Raw genomic sequence first — 15636 nt, 5'->3', positions numbered from 1 at the left:
GATGCGCGAACGTGACTCTCCGGCTGGGGAAGGGGTGTCCGATCGACCATTCGCTGCCATGACCGTGTCTCCTTGTGGATGGGGGTTCAGGTCAGATCCGGGCCCAGTGGGCCGGCGGGGGGCTCCGGCCGGCCCACACACGTCAGGTGCGGGTCACAGCCCGGCGCACTGGCCTTGGCTCGGCCCGGTCACGGAGTTCGGATGACCGTCGTTGCCGGGCGCGGGGGCGTTGCCGGAACAGGCCAGCGGCCCGTGAACCCGGTTGGCGGCGAGCACCGCCGCCGTGCGGGCGGTGGTGCCGGACACCCGTAGTGGCCCCCAGACCTCGTTGCCCACGATGCGGACGAGCGCGGCCGAATCCTGCACCGCGACCGGGCCACGCAGGACGTTCGGCGCGCAGGCGACACCGCCCAGGATCACCGTCTCGGTCGCATCCGTGATCGACAGCGGCCCGGTGAGGTCGGTGTCGCAGACGCTCACGTCCTCGGTTCCGGTCACTCGGACCGGACCGTGGATGACCGAGTCGGTGACCCGGAGGCCGCCGCCGCCCGTCACCGTCACCGGGCCGGTGACCGTGGCCCCGTCGAGGCAGAGCATGCGGCCGGTCACGGTGAGCGGGCCGGTGTGTGTCCCCGACACCGTCTGCTCGCAGGCCGGCCGCGGCGCCGGCGGGTCGAACCTGGTCAGGCTGACGTAGTCGAGGCCCACACCGAAGCCGGTCGACAACGGGCCCTGGCCCACCACGGTGAGCCGGACGACGTGCTGGCCGGCGGACAGACTGACGTCAGGAATGGTGATCTCCGGGTAGCCGCGGCGCTCGGTTGCCGCGTCCACGACGTCGCCGAGATCGACGCCGTCGATGGAGACCTGGACCGTGCCACGGTCGGGCTGGGTGGGCATCCGCAGGTGCACGTCGTAGGCACCGGCGTCGGGGACGTCCAACGTGACTTCCAGGTGGTCACCCGCTCCCCCGGCGGCGAGGTCCACGCGCTGGCCGCCATGGGCGTTGGGGTCCTCGGCCACGGACACCGGCGCCGATCCGGCGACGTCCGCGTCCTCCGCCTCGATCAGGTGACGGGTGAGGCCTGGTCCGGCTTCGAGCGAATCCTGCCCACCGGTCAGCCACTCCACGTCGAACCTGGCCACGACGATCTCCGGGATCACTTCGTACAGCACCAGGACCGTGCCGTCGCCGAGGACGGCGATGTCGGAGTAGCCGGCGCTGCCCGCCTGGATCACCTTCTCGCGCGGGAAGCTGTCACCGTCGTCGTACGACAGCGCCACCGTCAGGTCTCGCCGGGCCCGGTTGTCCAATCGACTGAACAGGACGCGCGAGATGTCGGCACTGGCAGGGCCGCCGGAGAGGCGGGCCATCCCGGCGTCGGCGGCGACGGCGGGACGGAACGAGCCGTGCAGGTAGAACGGCGACCACGTCATGCCCTGGTCATGGCTCACCGAGACGATGCGGCTCAACGGCGTCCCGGTGGCGAAACGGCCGATCACCACGATCGATCCGTCGGAGCGCTCCATCAGCCGCGACTCGTTGATCGGGTAGGCCGGATCCGGTGCGATGGCGCCGCCGTTGTGCCAGGTCGTGCCCTGATCGTCGCTGTAGATCGTGGAGATCCCGTAGTCGCGTTCGCCGACGGGCAGTTCGACGCTCTTGCGATGCCACACCTGGAGCAGCAGCCGCCCATCGGCGAGTTGGATCGCGTGGCCCGGTCCGGGCGAATGGCTGGTCCACCCGTACGGCAGCTCGTCGAACATCGGCGTGACGTTCACCCGGTCCGACCAGCTCACGCCGTCGTCGTCGCTGGAGCGGTAGAACACCTCGGAGGTGACGCCGTCGCTGATGTTGTAGAACAGGAAGATCCGGCCGGTCTCGCGCTCCACGAGGAGGGTCGGGTTGAGCCAGGACTCGCCGTTCGGGGCCGGCTCGATGATGCCCGTCGACAGCCAGGTGCGCCCGCCGTCGAGGCTGCGCTTGTAGACCAGCTCGTGGCTGGCACGGTCGCCGATGCCGATGCGGGCCTCGCTGACCGCCAGCACGGTTCCCTGAGTGGTGACGGCGATCCCTGGAATGCGGTGCGCCTCCATGCCGTTCTCGCCGGCCGCCCAGACGGTGACCCTCTCGAAGAGTTTGGGGACGGGCTCAGCGCCGGCGCGAGCCGGCAACCCGGCCGCGGACACCCCCGTGATGGCCATGAGCAACACGATCGCCGTCGCCAAGGCGCGCCGGCTGGACGCAATGATCACAATGACCTCCTGTAGGTGAGTCAGCTGTGCAGATCCAGGGCCGCTCCGAGCAGTTCCCGGGTGTACGGCTGCTCGGGCGCGGCGAAGACGTCGTCCACCGGGCCCTGTTCGACGATCGCGCCGTGTTGCATGACGACCACCCGGTCGGCGACCTGGCGCACGACGCCGAGATCGTGGGTGATGAAGACCATGCACAGGCCGTGTCGTTCACGTAGGTCCACCAGCAGGCGCAGGATCTGGGCCTGCACCGAGACGTCCAGGGCCGAGACCGCCTCGTCGCAGACCAGCATCGACGGCCGGGCCGCGAGGGCCCGCGCGATGCTGACCCGCTGGCACTGGCCGCCGGACAGTTGCGCCGGGTACCGGCCGGCGACGTCGGGGTCCAGCCCGACGTCGGCCAGCAGGTCGGCCGTCGCCTGCGGCCGGTCGGCCGACCCCGGCAGGGGGAACGACGTCCATGCCTCCCCGACGCATTGCGTGACGGTCCGCCGTGGGTTCAGCGACGAGCGCGGATCCTGGAACACCATCTGAATGGCGCGCAGCAACTGCGGCGGCCGCTCGCTCACCGGCCCGATCGGTACGTTGTCGAAGCTGATCGTCCCCTCGGCGTAGCGCTGCAGCCCGGCGATGCAGCGCGCCACCGTGGTCTTGCCCGAACCCGACTCACCGACCACGCCCAGGATCTCCCCGTCGCGGACGTCGAAGCTGACGTCGTCGACGGCACGCAGCGGGTCCGCCCGTCCTACCAGGCGTCGCCGCGCGCCGAACGCCACCGAGACGTTGTCCACCCGCAGTCTCGTGCCGGTCACCCGACGACCTCCTCGGCCCGGTGACAGGCGACCCAGCGCCCCGGCGGCACCGATCTCCACGCCGGCTGCTCGACCGCACACCGGTCGATCGCCAGCGGGCAGCGCGGGTGGAAGGCGCACCCGGCCGGCCTGTTCGCCGGGCCCACCGGTGTTCCCGGCAGCGGGCGCGTCAGCGCCGATCGCGAGTGCACCGCCGGGACGCTCTGGATCAGTGCCCGGGTGTACGGATGCCGCGGGTGCCGCAGGACGTCCCGGGTCGGCCCGTACTCGGCCAGCCGCCCGGCGTACATCACCGCCACCTCGTCGGTCACGTGCGAGACCACGCGCAGGTCGTGACTCACCAGGATCATCGCGAGGCCGGTCTCGGCCCGGATGCTGCCGAGCAGCTCGAGGATGCGCGCTTGCACGGTGAGGTCGAGAGCGGTCGTCGGCTCGTCGGCCAGCAGCAGCGACGGTTCGCCCGCCAGCGCCATCGCGATGACGACCCGCTGACGCAGTCCGCCGGAGAGCTGGTGCGGGTAGGCGCGACGGCGGCTCGTCGGGTCGGGGATGCCGGCCATGGTCATCAGCTCGACGACGCGCTCGCCGACCTGTGCCCGGCGCATGCCGCCGCGCCGCAGGATCTCGCCGATCTGGCGGCCGACGGGCCGGGTCGGGTTGAGCGCTGCGAGGGGGTCCTGGAACACCATGGCGATCTCCTGGCCACGGATCCGGCGGCGGCGGGCCGCGGAGGCACCGACGAGGTCCTCGCCGCGCCACCGGATCTCCCCGCCGACCTGGGCGGACTCCGGAAGAAGATCCAGCAGCGCCAGCGCGGTGACGCTCTTGCCACTGCCGGACTCGCCGATGATGCCGAGGGTGCCGCGTGGCGCGACTGCGAAGGAGATGCCGTCGACGACCCGCCGGAGCCGGCCGTCGACCCACAGGTCGACGGTCAGCTCACACACCCGCAGACCGTTGTCCAGGGACGACTGCCCCGGGCCGGCGGACGCACCGGCGACCCGCGGTGCGGTCGAGTTCGGCACCATGCTCATTCGGCGATCTCGATGGTGGAGAAGTCCGGGAAGCCGCTCGGATCCGGCGTCACGCCCTCCAGATCGCCCCGCCACGCGTAGGCGAGTTTGACCTGCATCGGGTACATGCCCACGGCCTCCGACCAGATGATCTCGGTGGCCCGCCGATAGGCGTCCTGGCGGACCTCGGGGTCGTTGCTGGTGTTGCCCTCGAGCAGCGCGGCGTCCAGTTCCTCGTTGCAGTAGCCGTTGCGGCCGGCCGCGCAGGGGTACAGCCGGCCGAGGTTGGTGGCGGCGTCGTACGTCGCGGCGCCGACCTGCTGGAAGTTGATGTCCCAGTTCAGCGCCAGTAGGTCCTCGGTGAAGACCGCCTGCTCCTTCTCCAGCAGCTCGACCGGCACGCCGACCTCGGTCAGGTCGGAGACCACCGCCTGCAGGAACGGCCGGAACTGGGCGCCGGAGAAGTGCAGCCGCAGCGGCGGGCCGGCGAAGTCGAACCCGGCCGCCGCCAGCTCGTCCCGCGCCGCGTCCGGATCGAAGGCGACCGGCTCCTGCGGCGCGTAGCCGAACACCACCGGCGCGACCGGCGACTTGGCCGGCTCGCCGGTCTCCGGGTTGAGGGTGGCGATGATCGTCTCGAAGTCCACCGCCTTCCACAGCGCCCGCCGCACCGCGGCGTCGGCCAGCGCGGGCGTCGACGAGTTGAACCACATCGTGTAGACGAGCGTGCTCGGCACCGTCTCGACCACGAGGTCGTCCGCCGTCATCAGCGGCTCCAGCTGGTCGTCGGGGACACCCCAGGTGAGGTCCACCTCGCCGGTGCGCAGCGCGGTCAGCCGGGCGGCCATCTCGGGGATGTCACTGATCCGCACTGACGCCACCCGCGCGTGGTCGCCCCAGTAGTTCTCGTTGCGGGCCAGCTCGAGCGCCTCGCCGGGCACGAAGGTCTCGACGGTGAACGGCCCCGAGCCCACTGGGTCGGCGAAGAAGGCCGCCGGGTCGGCGCCGGCGCTCGCCGGAAGCACGAAGAACTGGGTGAGCTTCCCGGCCAGCGCCGGGTCGGGCGCGGGTGCGGTGAAGACCACCGTGGCGTCGCCGTCGGCGGTGGCGACGATGTCGGCGAACGACGGCGCGAGCGGGCTGTCCCCCGCGGCCAGTCGTTCGAACGATGCCACAACGTCGGCGCTGGTCACAGGGGTTCCGTCGGAGAAGACGAGGTCGTCGCGGAGGGTGAACACCCACTCGGTGGCGTCGTCGTCGACGGTCCAGTCGATGGCCAGATCGCCCACGATGGTGCCGTCCGGGTCCGGCTGCACCAGCCGGCTGAAGATCGCCTTGCTGGACAACCCGGTGGCCGCCGAGGCGCCCTGGACGCCGTGCGGGTCCAGGTCCTCGATCGGGTACTGGCCGGCCACCTCGATGGTGCGCTCGGCCGCCCCGCCGGTGTCGGCGGTGTCGCCCGAGGTGGTGGTCGAGCACCCGGTCAGGGCGAGCAGCGCGCCGATCGTCAGCGCCGCGGTTCGGGTTCCTCGTTGGGACATTCTCAACGCTCCTCTTGTGTGGGGACGGGCGGCCGGACCGGGCGTACCGGTCAGCGGCCGAATCCGCGTCCGTATCGCTGGGTGAAGGCGTCGCCGATCAGGCCGACGCTGACGACGAGCCCGGCGAGGGCGACTCCGGCGAACGCGGAGATCCACCACGCCGACGCGAGATACTCCTTGCCGTTCGCGATGGTCTGGCCCCATGAGACCGCGGACGCCGGGAGCCCCACGCCGAGGAAGCTCAGCCCGGCCTCGGCCAGCACCACCAGGGCGAACTCGACCGTGGCCAACGCCACCACCGGGCCGACGGCGAAGGGGACGATGTGGCGGACGATCATCCGGGCCGGCCGGATGCCCAGCATCCGGGCCGCGTCCGTCCACGGCCGGGATCGGACGGAGACCGCGACGCCGCGCGCCACCCGGGCGATGCCGATCCAGCTGGAGACGGCCAGCGCGGCCACCACGACGACGGCGCCGCCGTCCAGCACGCCGGCGATGACGATGGCCAGCAGAATGCCCGGGAAGGCCAGGGTGATGTCCATGATCCGGGCCAGGACGGTGTCGACCAGGCCACCGTGGTAGCCGGCGATCACACCGACGCAGCACCCGACCACGCTCGCCACGACGACGGTCGCCGCGCCGATCAGCACCGAGGTCCGGGCGCCGTAGACGACCTGCGCGAGTACGTCACGTCCGAGGTGGTCCGTACCCAGGACGGCGAGCTCCCCTGTCGAGGTCCGGCTGCCCGGCGCCAGGAGCCGATCCATCAGTGGTGTGTCGACCGGGTCGTAGTCGATCAGCAGCGGCCCGACGACGGCGGCGATCAGGTAGCAGCCCAGGACCACGTAGGGCGCGGCGGCGAACGCGCGGGCCAGCAGATGTCGCGGCCGGCGCGGACGGACGGGTGGGACCGTGACCGCTGGAGTCGCGGCTTCGAGGGTCTCCGGGATCGGGTTCATGCGCGGTCTCCCGTCCGGATCCGCGGGTCGATGGCGCGGTAGGCGAGGTCGACGAGCAGGTTCAGCGCGACGACGATGGTGGCGATGACCAGGGTGGCCGCCTGCACGACGGCGTAGTCGCGGTTACCGATCGCATCGACGATCAGTGACCCGAGACCGGGCCAGGCGAAGACGTTCTCGACGACGACCGCACCGCCCATGAGCGCCCCCATCTGCAGGGCGACGATCGTGACGACCGGCACCAGGGAGTTGCGCAGCACGTGCCCGGTGAGCACCTGGCGCTCGGTGAGGCCCTTGGCCCGGGCGGTGAGGATGTACGACTCGGTCAGGGTGTCGGCCATGCTGCTCCGGGTCAGCCGGGCGACGATCGCCGTGAACGGCAGCGCCAGTGTCACCGCGGGCAGCACCAGGTGCGCCGGTGTCCCGGCGCCCGCGCTGGGCAGGACGCCCAGCGTCAGCGCGAAGAGCAGGATGAACATGATGCCCACCCAGAACGTCGGGAAGGACTGCAGGCCGATGGTCGCGGTCGACACCAGCCGGTCCCAGATGCTGCCCGCCCGCCGTCCGGCCAGTGCACCCAGCACCAGCCCGGCGGCCACCGCGATCAGCGTCGCGGCGAGGGTCAGTTCGACCGTCGCGGGCAGCCGTTCGGCCACCGCGTCGATCGCCGGCCGGCCCAGCCGGTGCGAATCGCCCAGGTCGAGGCTGACCAGGTCGCCGAGGTAGGCGGCGTACTGACCCACGAGCGGACGGTTCAGGCCCATCGACTCCCGCAGCGCGGCAACCTGATCGGCGCTGGCATCCGGGCCGAGTACGGCCGTCGCGGGATCGCCTGGGGCGGCGCGGACGATGAAGAACACGACGGTGGCCACGCCCCACAGCACGATCAGGGCGACGAGGACGCGGCGGATGACGGCGATCACGGCCGGGCTCCGTCAGACTCGATCGGCTGCGCGCCGCCGCCGAGCCGGTCGCCGTCGATCAGGTGCCGGCGGTGCTCCCACAGGTGGGCGCGGATCGCCGCACGGTCGGCGTCGTCGCAGGGCAGGAACGGGGCGGCGGCATGCGGCGGGATCAGGCCGAGGAGGTCGAGCACCGCCTTGGTGGTCGGCACGCCGGGGCGGATTCGATGGATCCCGGCGAGCTCGGCAGCGAGGCTCTGCAGGTCGGCGGCATGATCGGTCCGGCTCAGACGCACCGCCGCCACGGTCGCCACGGCGACGGACGGCGCGAAGTTGGCGATGCCCGGTGTGACGCCGTGGGCGCCGGCCAGCAGGCCATCGACCATGGCGCGCTCGTTGCCCTGGCTCAGGCCGAAGTCCGCGCGCGCCGCGACCACGTCCACGAACCGCGACAGCGTGGCGAGGTCGCCGGACGACTCCTTGACGCCGACGACGTGCTCCAGCCCCAGCAGCCTGGTCAGCACCTCGGGGGTGATCGGGTTGCCGGTGTAGCGGGGGTTGTTGTAGGCGATCACCGGGACTCGCAGCACCTTCAGCGCGTCGTAGTGCGCGACGAGCTCGCCGGGCCGGTGCGCGAAGAACAACGGCGGGCACGCCACCACCGCGTCCACCCCTGTGTTCGCGAGCACCCGGCCGCGCGCGATCGCATCGTCGGTGCCGACGCCGGAGATCGCGGCCGTGATCCTGCCGTCGGAGCCGGCGAGCGCCCGCCACCGGGCCACCACCCGGGTCGCGAACGCGTCGGCCGCGTCCAGCGGCAGCACCGGTCCCTCGCCGTTGCTGCCGAACAGCATCAGCGCGTCGACCCCTGCGGCGGCGAGCCGCTCGAGCAGCGGGTCCATCAGGCCGGCGTCCGGGCGGCCCGGCTCGGACATCGCCGTCACCAGCGGGACCACGACGCCGTCCAGCAGGTCGCGACCGCTGCGGAACTCTCGGTGCGCACTCATCAGTACGCACCCACCTGCGGCCAGGCCAGCTCGACGCCGTGCCGCTCCAGCTCTGCCTGCAGGTCCGCTGTCAGCGCGGCTGACTCGCCGACCGCGTGCGGGGCGACGCCACGTGCGACGCACATCGCGGCCAGCGCGCCGGCGGCCTCGCCGACGTTCCACTCCACCGGATGCAGCCGGTAGCAGCCATTGGTGATGTGGGTCGTCCCGATGTTCTTCGCGGCCGGCAGCAGGTTGGCGACCCGGAGCGGGAGCAGCGCACCCAACGGAATCTGGAAGGGGCACGAGGCGATGTCGATGAAGTTGTCCCCGCCGGTGCTCGGGTGCAGGTCGATTCGGTAGGCGCCGATGCCGACGGAGTCCTTGTAGGAGACGGCGCCGTGGTCGCCACGCTCGGCATGCGACAGGTCCTGTTCGGTGACGGTGTACTGGGCGCGGATCCGTCGTGACTCGCGGATGTAGGGCGCCATGGCGAGGCCGTCGGCCGTGCCGACGACGTCGCCGCGCAGCCGCAGCCCGGGCCATCCGGTGCCACCGTCGGGGCGCGGCGCCTCGGTCTGCAGCCAGTACAGCAGGCTCTGGCTCAGCTCCCGGGCGGACTGAGCGTGGCGGTCGTTCTCCTCGGGCGTGCCTCCGAAGATCGGACCGCCGATGTAGTCCGTCATCGGCCAGTTCACCAGGACGATGTCGCTGGCCGCCGCGCCCGGGCCGAGGTGGTGGCGCCAGAGCGCCCGGCGGTACACCCACAGGTTCGACCCGCTCGTCACCCGGCTCTGGTCGGCGATGATGACGTCGTCCGCGGTGTCGTTGTTCGGATCGAGGTAGGTGGTCCGTGGCTCCAGGGTCCGCGGCTCGGGGTAGGTGAAGCTCAGGTACTTGTCCGGCCAGAAGTCCGGCCGGAACTCCCGCCACCGCGCGTACTCGGCGGGACGGTCGATCGTGTGGTCCTCGCCGGCGCGATGGTCGACGGCGAAGCACCACGAGACGGCCTGCATGTTCGCGGGGTCGGCGACTGCCGGGGCGTGCGGTTCTCCCGTGTCCGCGTGCGATTCCGCCCCCGTCACGTGCTCCACGCCCGCCAGTGCGAGCAGCTCGCCGGTCTCGGTGGCGTCGAGCACGTACGGCGCGTCGACGGTGAAGGTGCCGCCATCCGCCAAGTCGTCGAAGGTCATCGGCCCCACGGCGTCGCCGTCGACCTGGACCGAGCGGACCCGGGCCAGGGTGACCACGGTGATCAGGCCGCGAGCCTGCCAGGGCGACAGCATCGCGCGCAGCACCAGGTGCGACACCGCCGGCTCGTGGCAGATCCGGCTGACGGTCGCATTGCCGATGTTCAGCGCCGGGTCGCGCAGCGCCCGTTCGGTCAGCGGGTAGAAGGCTCGGTAGTGGTCCCGGACGGCGGTACGGAATGCGCGGTACGAGGCGGTGCAGCCGAACTGCTCGATCCACGGATGCTCGTCGGGCGGCACCGCCTGGCTGGTGAGCTGGCCACCGACCCACGAGTTCTCCTCGACCAGCGAGACGGTCGCCCCGCGGCGGGCTGCCGCCAGCGCGGCCGCCACGCCGCCGACCCCACCGCCGACCACCAGGACGTCGCAGCGGTGGTCCGCGATGCGGCTCACCGGCGCCCCCGACCCGGTCGCGACGCGGGCGCCACCGTGGAGCCGTCATGCGGGAGGCAGGGCACGACGACGCGTCGCGCCGGTCCGCCGGGCTCCTCCATCAGGCGGACGAGCAGTTTCACTGCCTGCATTCCCATCTCCCATCGGGGCAGTCGGTAGCCCGACCAGTCGTCTGGCCGGACGCTGTGTCCGTGAACGTCGCCCAGCAGCGCCACGCTGACGTCGGCGGGCACCCGATAACCGGCGCGTTCGATCACCGCGGTCAGCTGATCGATGCCCACTGGCGGCTCCACGAGCAGGGCGGTGGCGCCGGCTTCCACCGCTTGCCGGACCGCCGCGTAGTCGCCGTGTCCGGCCGGGACCGGCCGGTCGACCGGCAGACCGGCGTCGCGCAGGGTGTCGACGAACGCGCGGCGACGATCGATGCTGGCCGACGCGTCGGCGCCGGTGCCGACGTAGCAGAGTCGCTCGTGCCCCACGGCGACCAGCCGCTCGACGAGGTCGGCCGTGGCCGCGGCGTAGTCGGCCGACACGTAGGAGATCTCGCCGTTGGGGATCTCGCGGCGGCCGATGTACACGAACGGGAAGCCGTCCTCGTGCAACCGCGCCAGCTCCATCTTCGGCTCGCCGTTGCCCAGGAGGATCGCGCCGTCGGTGAGCCGGAGCCGGTTCTCGTTGCGCCGGTAGATGTGGTTGTCCGGCTCGTCGAGCACCGTGCTGGTGAACAGCAGCAGGTCCTTGCGGGCCGCCTCACCGGCCGCCTCGATGCCGCCGAGGAAGTCGGTGTAGAAGCCGCCCGCCTCCGCTGTGAACATCGGCTCGAACGCGAAGACGCCGAACATGCCGGTGCGATGGCCGGCCAATGATTGCGCAATCGGATTGGCCACATAGCCGGTTTTCTTGATCGCCGAGAGAACTCTCGCTCTGGTGTCTTCGGAGATCCGGGCACTGCCGCCGGTCCGCTCATTCAAGACCATCGATACCGTCGTCTGACTGACCCCGGCCACCCGAGCGACATCGATTTGGCGCACAACGACCATCGCTGAACCCGCCTTTTTGTTGTGGCTTCCGGTCCGCACAGTCTGGGACCGGAAAAGCTCGCCCGCAAGGTGCCAATGCGGATTATTAGCGGCTGTACGCCACACCTGGCCCAGGCCTAGCATCGACGCGACGGCGACGACCACCGGCGGAAGGAGGCGCGATGCCATCGGCTGGACTGGACCTCGGCGGATCGGGAATCCGGCTCCGCATTTCCAGCCCGGAGGGACGGGTCCTCCACGAGACAACCGGCCCGAGCGTCAAATCGGCCAATGCCGGAGATCCGTTGCGATATGCCGCCGCGTTCCTTTTGAATCGTTGCCGCGAACTTCGGATCAGCGCATTGTCTACGGTCGCTTTCGGCCTCTCCGGCCTGCATGGATCGCTTCCGTCGGCCGATTCCGCCCTTCGGCTGTTGCACACCGAACTGGGCGCCCGGCGGCTGGTGCTCGCCGACGACTGCGTGACGTCGTACGTCGGAGCGCTCGGCGACCGGCCGGGCGTCGTCTGCGCGGCGGGAACCGGCGTCGTGACGGTGGCGAGCGACGGCGTGGGCCGGTACGCGAAGGTCGACGGCTGGGGCGCCATGGCCGGCGACCTCGGCAGCGGCTACTGGATCGGCCGCGCGGGGCTGGCGGCGGCGTTCTGCGCTCATGACGGACGGATCGAGCGCGGCTCGGCGGCACTGCTGGCCGCGATGATCGAACGACACGGCGATCCGGCCCGATTCGCCCACGAGGTCACGACGACCGAGGACGCCAAGGCGATCGTGTCGGGCTTCGCCCCGGTCGTACTCGACGCTGCGGCAGCCGGAGACGAGGCCAGTTCGAACATCGTCGGTGCGGCGGCCGCACATCTCGCGATCGCGATCGCCGCCGCCCTGGACCGAGCCGGCGCACCCCCGCGGATCGCGGGCACGGGCCGGCTGCTCACCCGGACCGGCGTGCTCGCCGCCCGGCTCGTGGACCTGCTGACGCGCAGGATGCCGGACGCGTCCTGGGTCGACCCGGCCGGTTCCAGCCTCGACGGTGCCTGCCGGCTGGCGGCACCGATGCCGGCGCCGCCGTTCGGAACGCTCATCACCGTCACGACGATCTCGGAGGTCGAAGAACAGTGAGCGTCATCTCGAGGCTGGCAGGCGGACTGATCGTGTCCTGCCAGGCGCCGGTCGGCAGTCCGCTGCGCCAGCCGGCGGTGATGGCCGCGATGGCGTCCGCCGCCGAGTTGGCCGGTGCCGTCGGCATCCGAGCGGAGGGTGCGGCGGACATCGCGGCCATCAAGAACGCTTGCACGCTGCCGGTGATCGGCATCCGGAAGCGTCAGGTGCCCGGGAGCGACGTCAGGATCACCCCGACGCTCGCAGACGCCCTCCCCCTGCTCGACGCCGGCGCCGACCTCATCGCACTCGATGCCTCGGACCGCCCGCGGCCGGGCGGCGAACGCGTCTCCGAGCTCATCGCCGCCCTTGACGCGCGCGGTGTGCCGGTGATGGCCGACGTCGGCGACTTCCGCCGCGGTGTGGCCGCCGCCGGTGCCGGAGCCGCGCTGGTGGCGACCACCCTCGCGCCCAGCCCCGATCCGTCCGACCCGGACGCGCCGGACGTCGGCCTCGTGCGGCGGCTGGCAGAGAGCGGCATCGACGCCCCGATCGTCGCCGAGGGCCGGTACGCCACACCCGAGGCGGTGGCGGTGGCCTTCGCCGCAGGCGCCCACGCCATCGTCGTCGGCACCGCGATCACCGACACGCTGGCCCTGGCCCGGCGCCTGTGCGCCGCGACGCCCGCCTTCAGCGGTCGCTGAGCGGGGTCGGCGTGATCATCGCCGGAGCGTCCCTCGTGACGCCGAACGGCGTCGTGAGCGACGGATGGATCGAGGTCGGCGGCAACCGCATCACCGCGCTCGGCACCCTCCCGTCGCCAGGCCGCGTCGACCTGGACGTCGGCGGCGGCTGGATCGTGCCCGGGTTCGTCGACCTGCACGCACACGGCGGCGGCGGCGCGAGCGTCACCGGTGCCGACCCGGCGCAGGTCGCGACCTTCGCCGCCACCCACCTCCAGCACGGGACCACGTCGATCGTGGCCAGCCTGTCCAGCGCTGGCGAGGCCGCTCTGGACCGCGACCTGCGCGCGCTCGCCGAGCTGGCCGAGGACGGCGTCATCGCCGGCATCCACCTCGAAGGCCCTTGGCTGTCGCCGCGGCGGAAGGGTGCGCACCCGGCCAGTGCCCTGTGCGTCCCCGAGCCCGCGATGGTGGCGCGGCTGCTGAGCGCGGGCCGCGGGGCGATCCGCATGGTGACCCTGGCGCCGGAACTCGAGCACGGACTCGACGCCGTCCGCGCGGTAGCCGACGCGGGAGCGATCGCCGCGGTCGGGCACACCGACGCGGACGCCGGCACCACGCGCGCCGCTCTCGAGGCCGGCGCGACCGTCGCGACGCACCTGTTCAACGGCATGGCGCCGATCCACCATCGCGAGCCCGGGCCGATCGTCCCGCTGCTCGCCGACGACCGCGTCACGGTGGAACTCGTCCTCGACGGCATCCACCTCGATCCGGCCATCGCACGGCACACCCTCATCAGCGCGGGCCCGGACCGGATCGCGCTGGTCACCGACGCGATGCAGGCGGCCGGCCGGGGCGACGGGCACTACCCGCGCGGTGACATCGGCGTCACGGTCCGCGACGGCGCTGCCCGGCTCCCCGACGGCACGCTCGCAGGCAGCGCACTGACCATGGACGCCGCCTTCCGGTTCGCGGTCACCCGCGCCGGCTTCACCGTCCAGGACGCCGTCCGCGCCACCTCGACGACGCCCGCCCGGCTCCTCGGCATCTCCGGCCGCACCGGCGCGCTGCGGCCCGGGCTCACCGCCGACCTCGTCGTGCTCGACGCCGAGTACCAGGTGGTGGCGGTCATGCACGAGGGCGACTGGGTCCGCGCGGGGTGAGCCTGCTCGACGTCGTCGCGATCGTCGCGGCCGGGTTCGCCGCGGGTGCGATCAACGTCGTCGTGGGCTCCGGGACGATGATCACGTTCCCGACGTTGCTGGCGCTGGGCTACCCGCCCGTGGTGGCCAACGTGTCCAACACCGTCGGGCTGGTCCCGGGCTCGCTCATGGGGGCCTGGGGCTATCGGCGGGAACTGCGCGGCCAGCGCGACCGGGTGCTCCGGTTCGGGCTGGCCGCGCTCGTGGGTGGCGCCGGCGGCGCGGTGCTGCTGCTGGCGTTGCCGCCCGGCGCGTTCGAGGCGATCGTGCCGGTGCTGATCGTGCTGGCCTGTGTGCTGGTGGCGGCGCAGCCGTGGATCGCGCGGCGGCTCAAGCAGCGCCCGTCCGGACGTGAGCACGGCGGGCCGGTCATCTGGCTGCTGGTGCTGCTGACCGCGGTCTACGGCGGCTACTTCGGCGCCGCGCAGGGCGTGCTGCTGCTCGCCGTGCTGGGGCTGGGACTGTCGGACTCGCTGCAGCGGCTCAACGCCGTCAAGAACGTGCAGGCCGGGCTGGTGAACCTGGTCGCGGGGCTGGTGTTCATGGTGGTGGCCGACGTCGACTGGGCGGTGGCCGGGCTGATCGCGCTCGGCGCCGCGACCGGCGGTCTGGTCGGCGCGCGGATCGGGCGGCGGCTGTCGCCGCTGGTGCTGCGCGTCGTGATCGTGGTCGTCGGCGTCACCGCCGTCGTCGTGCTGGTGCTGCGATGACGGGCCCGCGCCCGAGCGGTCGGACCGAGCTAGACGAGGTCAACAACGCACTGGCCTGTGGGGTCGATACCGGGATCGAACCAGAACCTCTTCGGTGTGAAGAAGGAAACCCGACGCGCTGCACCTGGCGCTATTCACATCTTCCCTGGTCAGCGCCCCCGACTGGGCCAGGTTCGCCCCTCCTGACCCAGGTCGACCAGCAAGATCATCACACAGATCTCACCTGATCACGGGTAGCGGTACAGCGTGAGTGATCGGAGGGCCTGCCGTCGCCGGGCACGGCCGCGCTGAGCGCGTCGAGCCCGCGCAGCCGCCTTGAGAGAGCGGTTAGCCGGCAGTCAGCGGACTCCCCCTGACCTGCTGCAATGCGAACGAACCAGCGACCACCGGGCGAACTTGGACACGTATTCGCCAACCCATGTCGTAGGTGGCCGGACGTCGTCGCTCACAGTCGGACACGTGCCAGCGCAGGCATCGACGGGCATCGCGCAGATGCAGCACTCCCTGGCGGGCGAGCTGACTTGCGCCACGAGACACTGACTCTCCTGACGACGAACAGGGCGTCACGGTTTGCGGGCGAGGACCGCACCGTTCGCGCCGGCATCGGCGGTAGGTATTCCCACGTCAGCGCGACCATGGTCGATGAGCTGATACGCGCCCTGACCGACCGCTGGCTGTCCGTACTCGACGCCCGCCTCGCGATGAGGCCGACGTCACCTGTCGCCGTCCTCGATCGTCTGCTGCAGGAACACAGGGCCCGCGGGCGGAGCGCTGACGCCGTGGAACTTGCGGCACCGG

At 71.9% G+C, this 15636-nt stretch carries 13 protein-coding genes; 4 read left to right on the top strand and 9 right to left on the bottom strand.

Translation table 11 applies throughout. The annotated features are described in order from the left end of the window. Window positions 1-153 precede the first annotated feature (153 nt). The 9 genes from BLU82_RS10765 to BLU82_RS10725 all read right to left on the bottom strand — a co-directional run bounded on the left by BLU82_RS10765 (window position 154) and on the right by BLU82_RS10725 (window position 11317). Window positions 154-2205 carry an exo-alpha-sialidase gene (locus BLU82_RS10765; RefSeq protein ID WP_157740801.1) on the bottom strand — a complete coding sequence of 684 codons (2052 nt, stop codon included), beginning with the start codon at window positions 2203-2205 and terminating at the stop codon, window positions 154-156. 71 nt (window positions 2206-2276) lie between these two features. After that, complete coding sequence (locus BLU82_RS10760; protein ID WP_092619582.1) at window positions 2277-3065, bottom strand: ABC transporter ATP-binding protein; 789 nt, start codon at window positions 3063-3065, stop codon at window positions 2277-2279. After that, entirely contained in the window at window positions 3062-4099 is a 1038-nt protein-coding gene (locus tag BLU82_RS10755) for an ABC transporter ATP-binding protein (protein ID WP_197682864.1), read from the bottom strand. The genes BLU82_RS10760 and BLU82_RS10755 overlap by 4 nt, the downstream gene beginning before the upstream one ends. Then, entirely contained in the window at window positions 4096-5619 is a 1524-nt protein-coding gene (locus BLU82_RS10750) for an ABC transporter substrate-binding protein (RefSeq protein WP_092619576.1), read from the bottom strand. Before BLU82_RS10750 ends, BLU82_RS10755 begins: the two co-directional genes overlap by 4 nt. Window positions 5620-5669: 50 nt before the next feature. Then, complete coding sequence (locus BLU82_RS10745; protein ID WP_092619573.1) at window positions 5670-6578, bottom strand: ABC transporter permease; 909 nt, start codon at window positions 6576-6578, stop codon at window positions 5670-5672. Then, window positions 6575-7501 carry an ABC transporter permease gene (locus BLU82_RS10740; RefSeq protein WP_092619569.1) on the bottom strand — a complete coding sequence of 309 codons (927 nt, stop codon included), beginning with the start codon at window positions 7499-7501 and terminating at the stop codon, window positions 6575-6577. Before BLU82_RS10740 ends, BLU82_RS10745 begins: the two co-directional genes overlap by 4 nt. Continuing rightward, complete coding sequence (locus BLU82_RS10735) at window positions 7498-8487, bottom strand: dihydrodipicolinate synthase family protein (protein WP_092619566.1); 990 nt, start codon at window positions 8485-8487, stop codon at window positions 7498-7500. Before BLU82_RS10735 ends, BLU82_RS10740 begins: the two co-directional genes overlap by 4 nt. After that, a complete protein-coding gene (locus BLU82_RS10730) occupies window positions 8487-10109 on the bottom strand; it encodes an FAD-dependent oxidoreductase (protein WP_197682863.1) in 1623 nt (540 codons plus the stop codon). The genes BLU82_RS10735 and BLU82_RS10730 overlap by 1 nt, the downstream gene beginning before the upstream one ends. After that, window positions 10106-11317, bottom strand: coding sequence for a LacI family DNA-binding transcriptional regulator (locus BLU82_RS10725; protein ID WP_092619563.1), 1212 nt, complete (start codon window positions 11315-11317; stop codon window positions 10106-10108). The genes BLU82_RS10730 and BLU82_RS10725 overlap by 4 nt, the downstream gene beginning before the upstream one ends. On the opposite strand from BLU82_RS10725, the gene BLU82_RS10720 reads away from it, so the two are divergent. The 4 genes from BLU82_RS10720 to BLU82_RS10705 are packed head-to-tail and all read left to right on the top strand — an operon-like array spanning window position 11311 to window position 14838. After that, window positions 11311-12264, top strand: coding sequence for an N-acetylglucosamine kinase (locus tag BLU82_RS10720; protein ID WP_092619560.1), 954 nt, complete (start codon window positions 11311-11313; stop codon window positions 12262-12264). The genes BLU82_RS10725 and BLU82_RS10720 overlap by 7 nt on opposite strands. Then, the gene (locus BLU82_RS10715; protein WP_092619557.1) at window positions 12261-12947 is read left to right on the top strand and encodes an N-acetylmannosamine-6-phosphate 2-epimerase; all 687 of its coding nucleotides are present in this window, start codon (window positions 12261-12263) and stop codon (window positions 12945-12947) included. Before BLU82_RS10720 ends, BLU82_RS10715 begins: the two co-directional genes overlap by 4 nt. Next, window positions 12914-14089 carry an N-acetylglucosamine-6-phosphate deacetylase gene (gene nagA / locus BLU82_RS10710; RefSeq protein WP_370246291.1) on the top strand — a complete coding sequence of 392 codons (1176 nt, stop codon included), beginning with the start codon at window positions 12914-12916 and terminating at the stop codon, window positions 14087-14089. Before BLU82_RS10715 ends, nagA begins: the two co-directional genes overlap by 34 nt. Next, window positions 14086-14838, top strand: coding sequence for a sulfite exporter TauE/SafE family protein (locus tag BLU82_RS10705; protein ID WP_092619554.1), 753 nt, complete (start codon window positions 14086-14088; stop codon window positions 14836-14838). The genes nagA and BLU82_RS10705 overlap by 4 nt, the downstream gene beginning before the upstream one ends. Window positions 14839-15636 lie beyond the last annotated feature (798 nt).

Origin of the sequence: Jiangella sp. DSM 45060 (genome assembly GCF_900105175.1) — a bacterium.
Taxonomy (GTDB): Bacteria; Actinomycetota; Actinomycetes; order Jiangellales; family Jiangellaceae; genus Jiangella.
The sequence above is the reverse complement of the archived record's forward strand: the minus strand, read 5'-3'. Positions and strand labels throughout refer to the sequence as shown.

What these genes read in the sequence shown, in the direction of transcription:
- BLU82_RS10765 (WP_157740801.1), bottom strand. Translation starts at nt 2,205, where the DNA reads ATGGCCATCACGGGGGTGTCCGCGGCCGGGTTGCCGGCTCGCGCCGGC.
- BLU82_RS10755 (WP_197682864.1), bottom strand. Translation starts at nt 4,099, where the DNA reads ATGAGCATGGTGCCGAACTCGACCGCACCGCGGGTCGCCGGTGCGTCC.
- BLU82_RS10750 (WP_092619576.1), bottom strand. Translation starts at nt 5,619, where the DNA reads ATGTCCCAACGAGGAACCCGAACCGCGGCGCTGACGATCGGCGCGCTG.
- BLU82_RS10745 (WP_092619573.1), bottom strand. Translation starts at nt 6,578, where the DNA reads ATGAACCCGATCCCGGAGACCCTCGAAGCCGCGACTCCAGCGGTCACG.
- BLU82_RS10735 (WP_092619566.1), bottom strand. Translation starts at nt 8,487, where the DNA reads ATGAGTGCGCACCGAGAGTTCCGCAGCGGTCGCGACCTGCTGGACGGC.
- BLU82_RS10720 (WP_092619560.1), top strand. Translation starts at nt 11,311, where the DNA reads ATGCCATCGGCTGGACTGGACCTCGGCGGATCGGGAATCCGGCTCCGC.
- BLU82_RS10725 (WP_092619563.1), bottom strand. Translation starts at nt 11,317, where the DNA reads ATGGCATCGCGCCTCCTTCCGCCGGTGGTCGTCGCCGTCGCGTCGATG.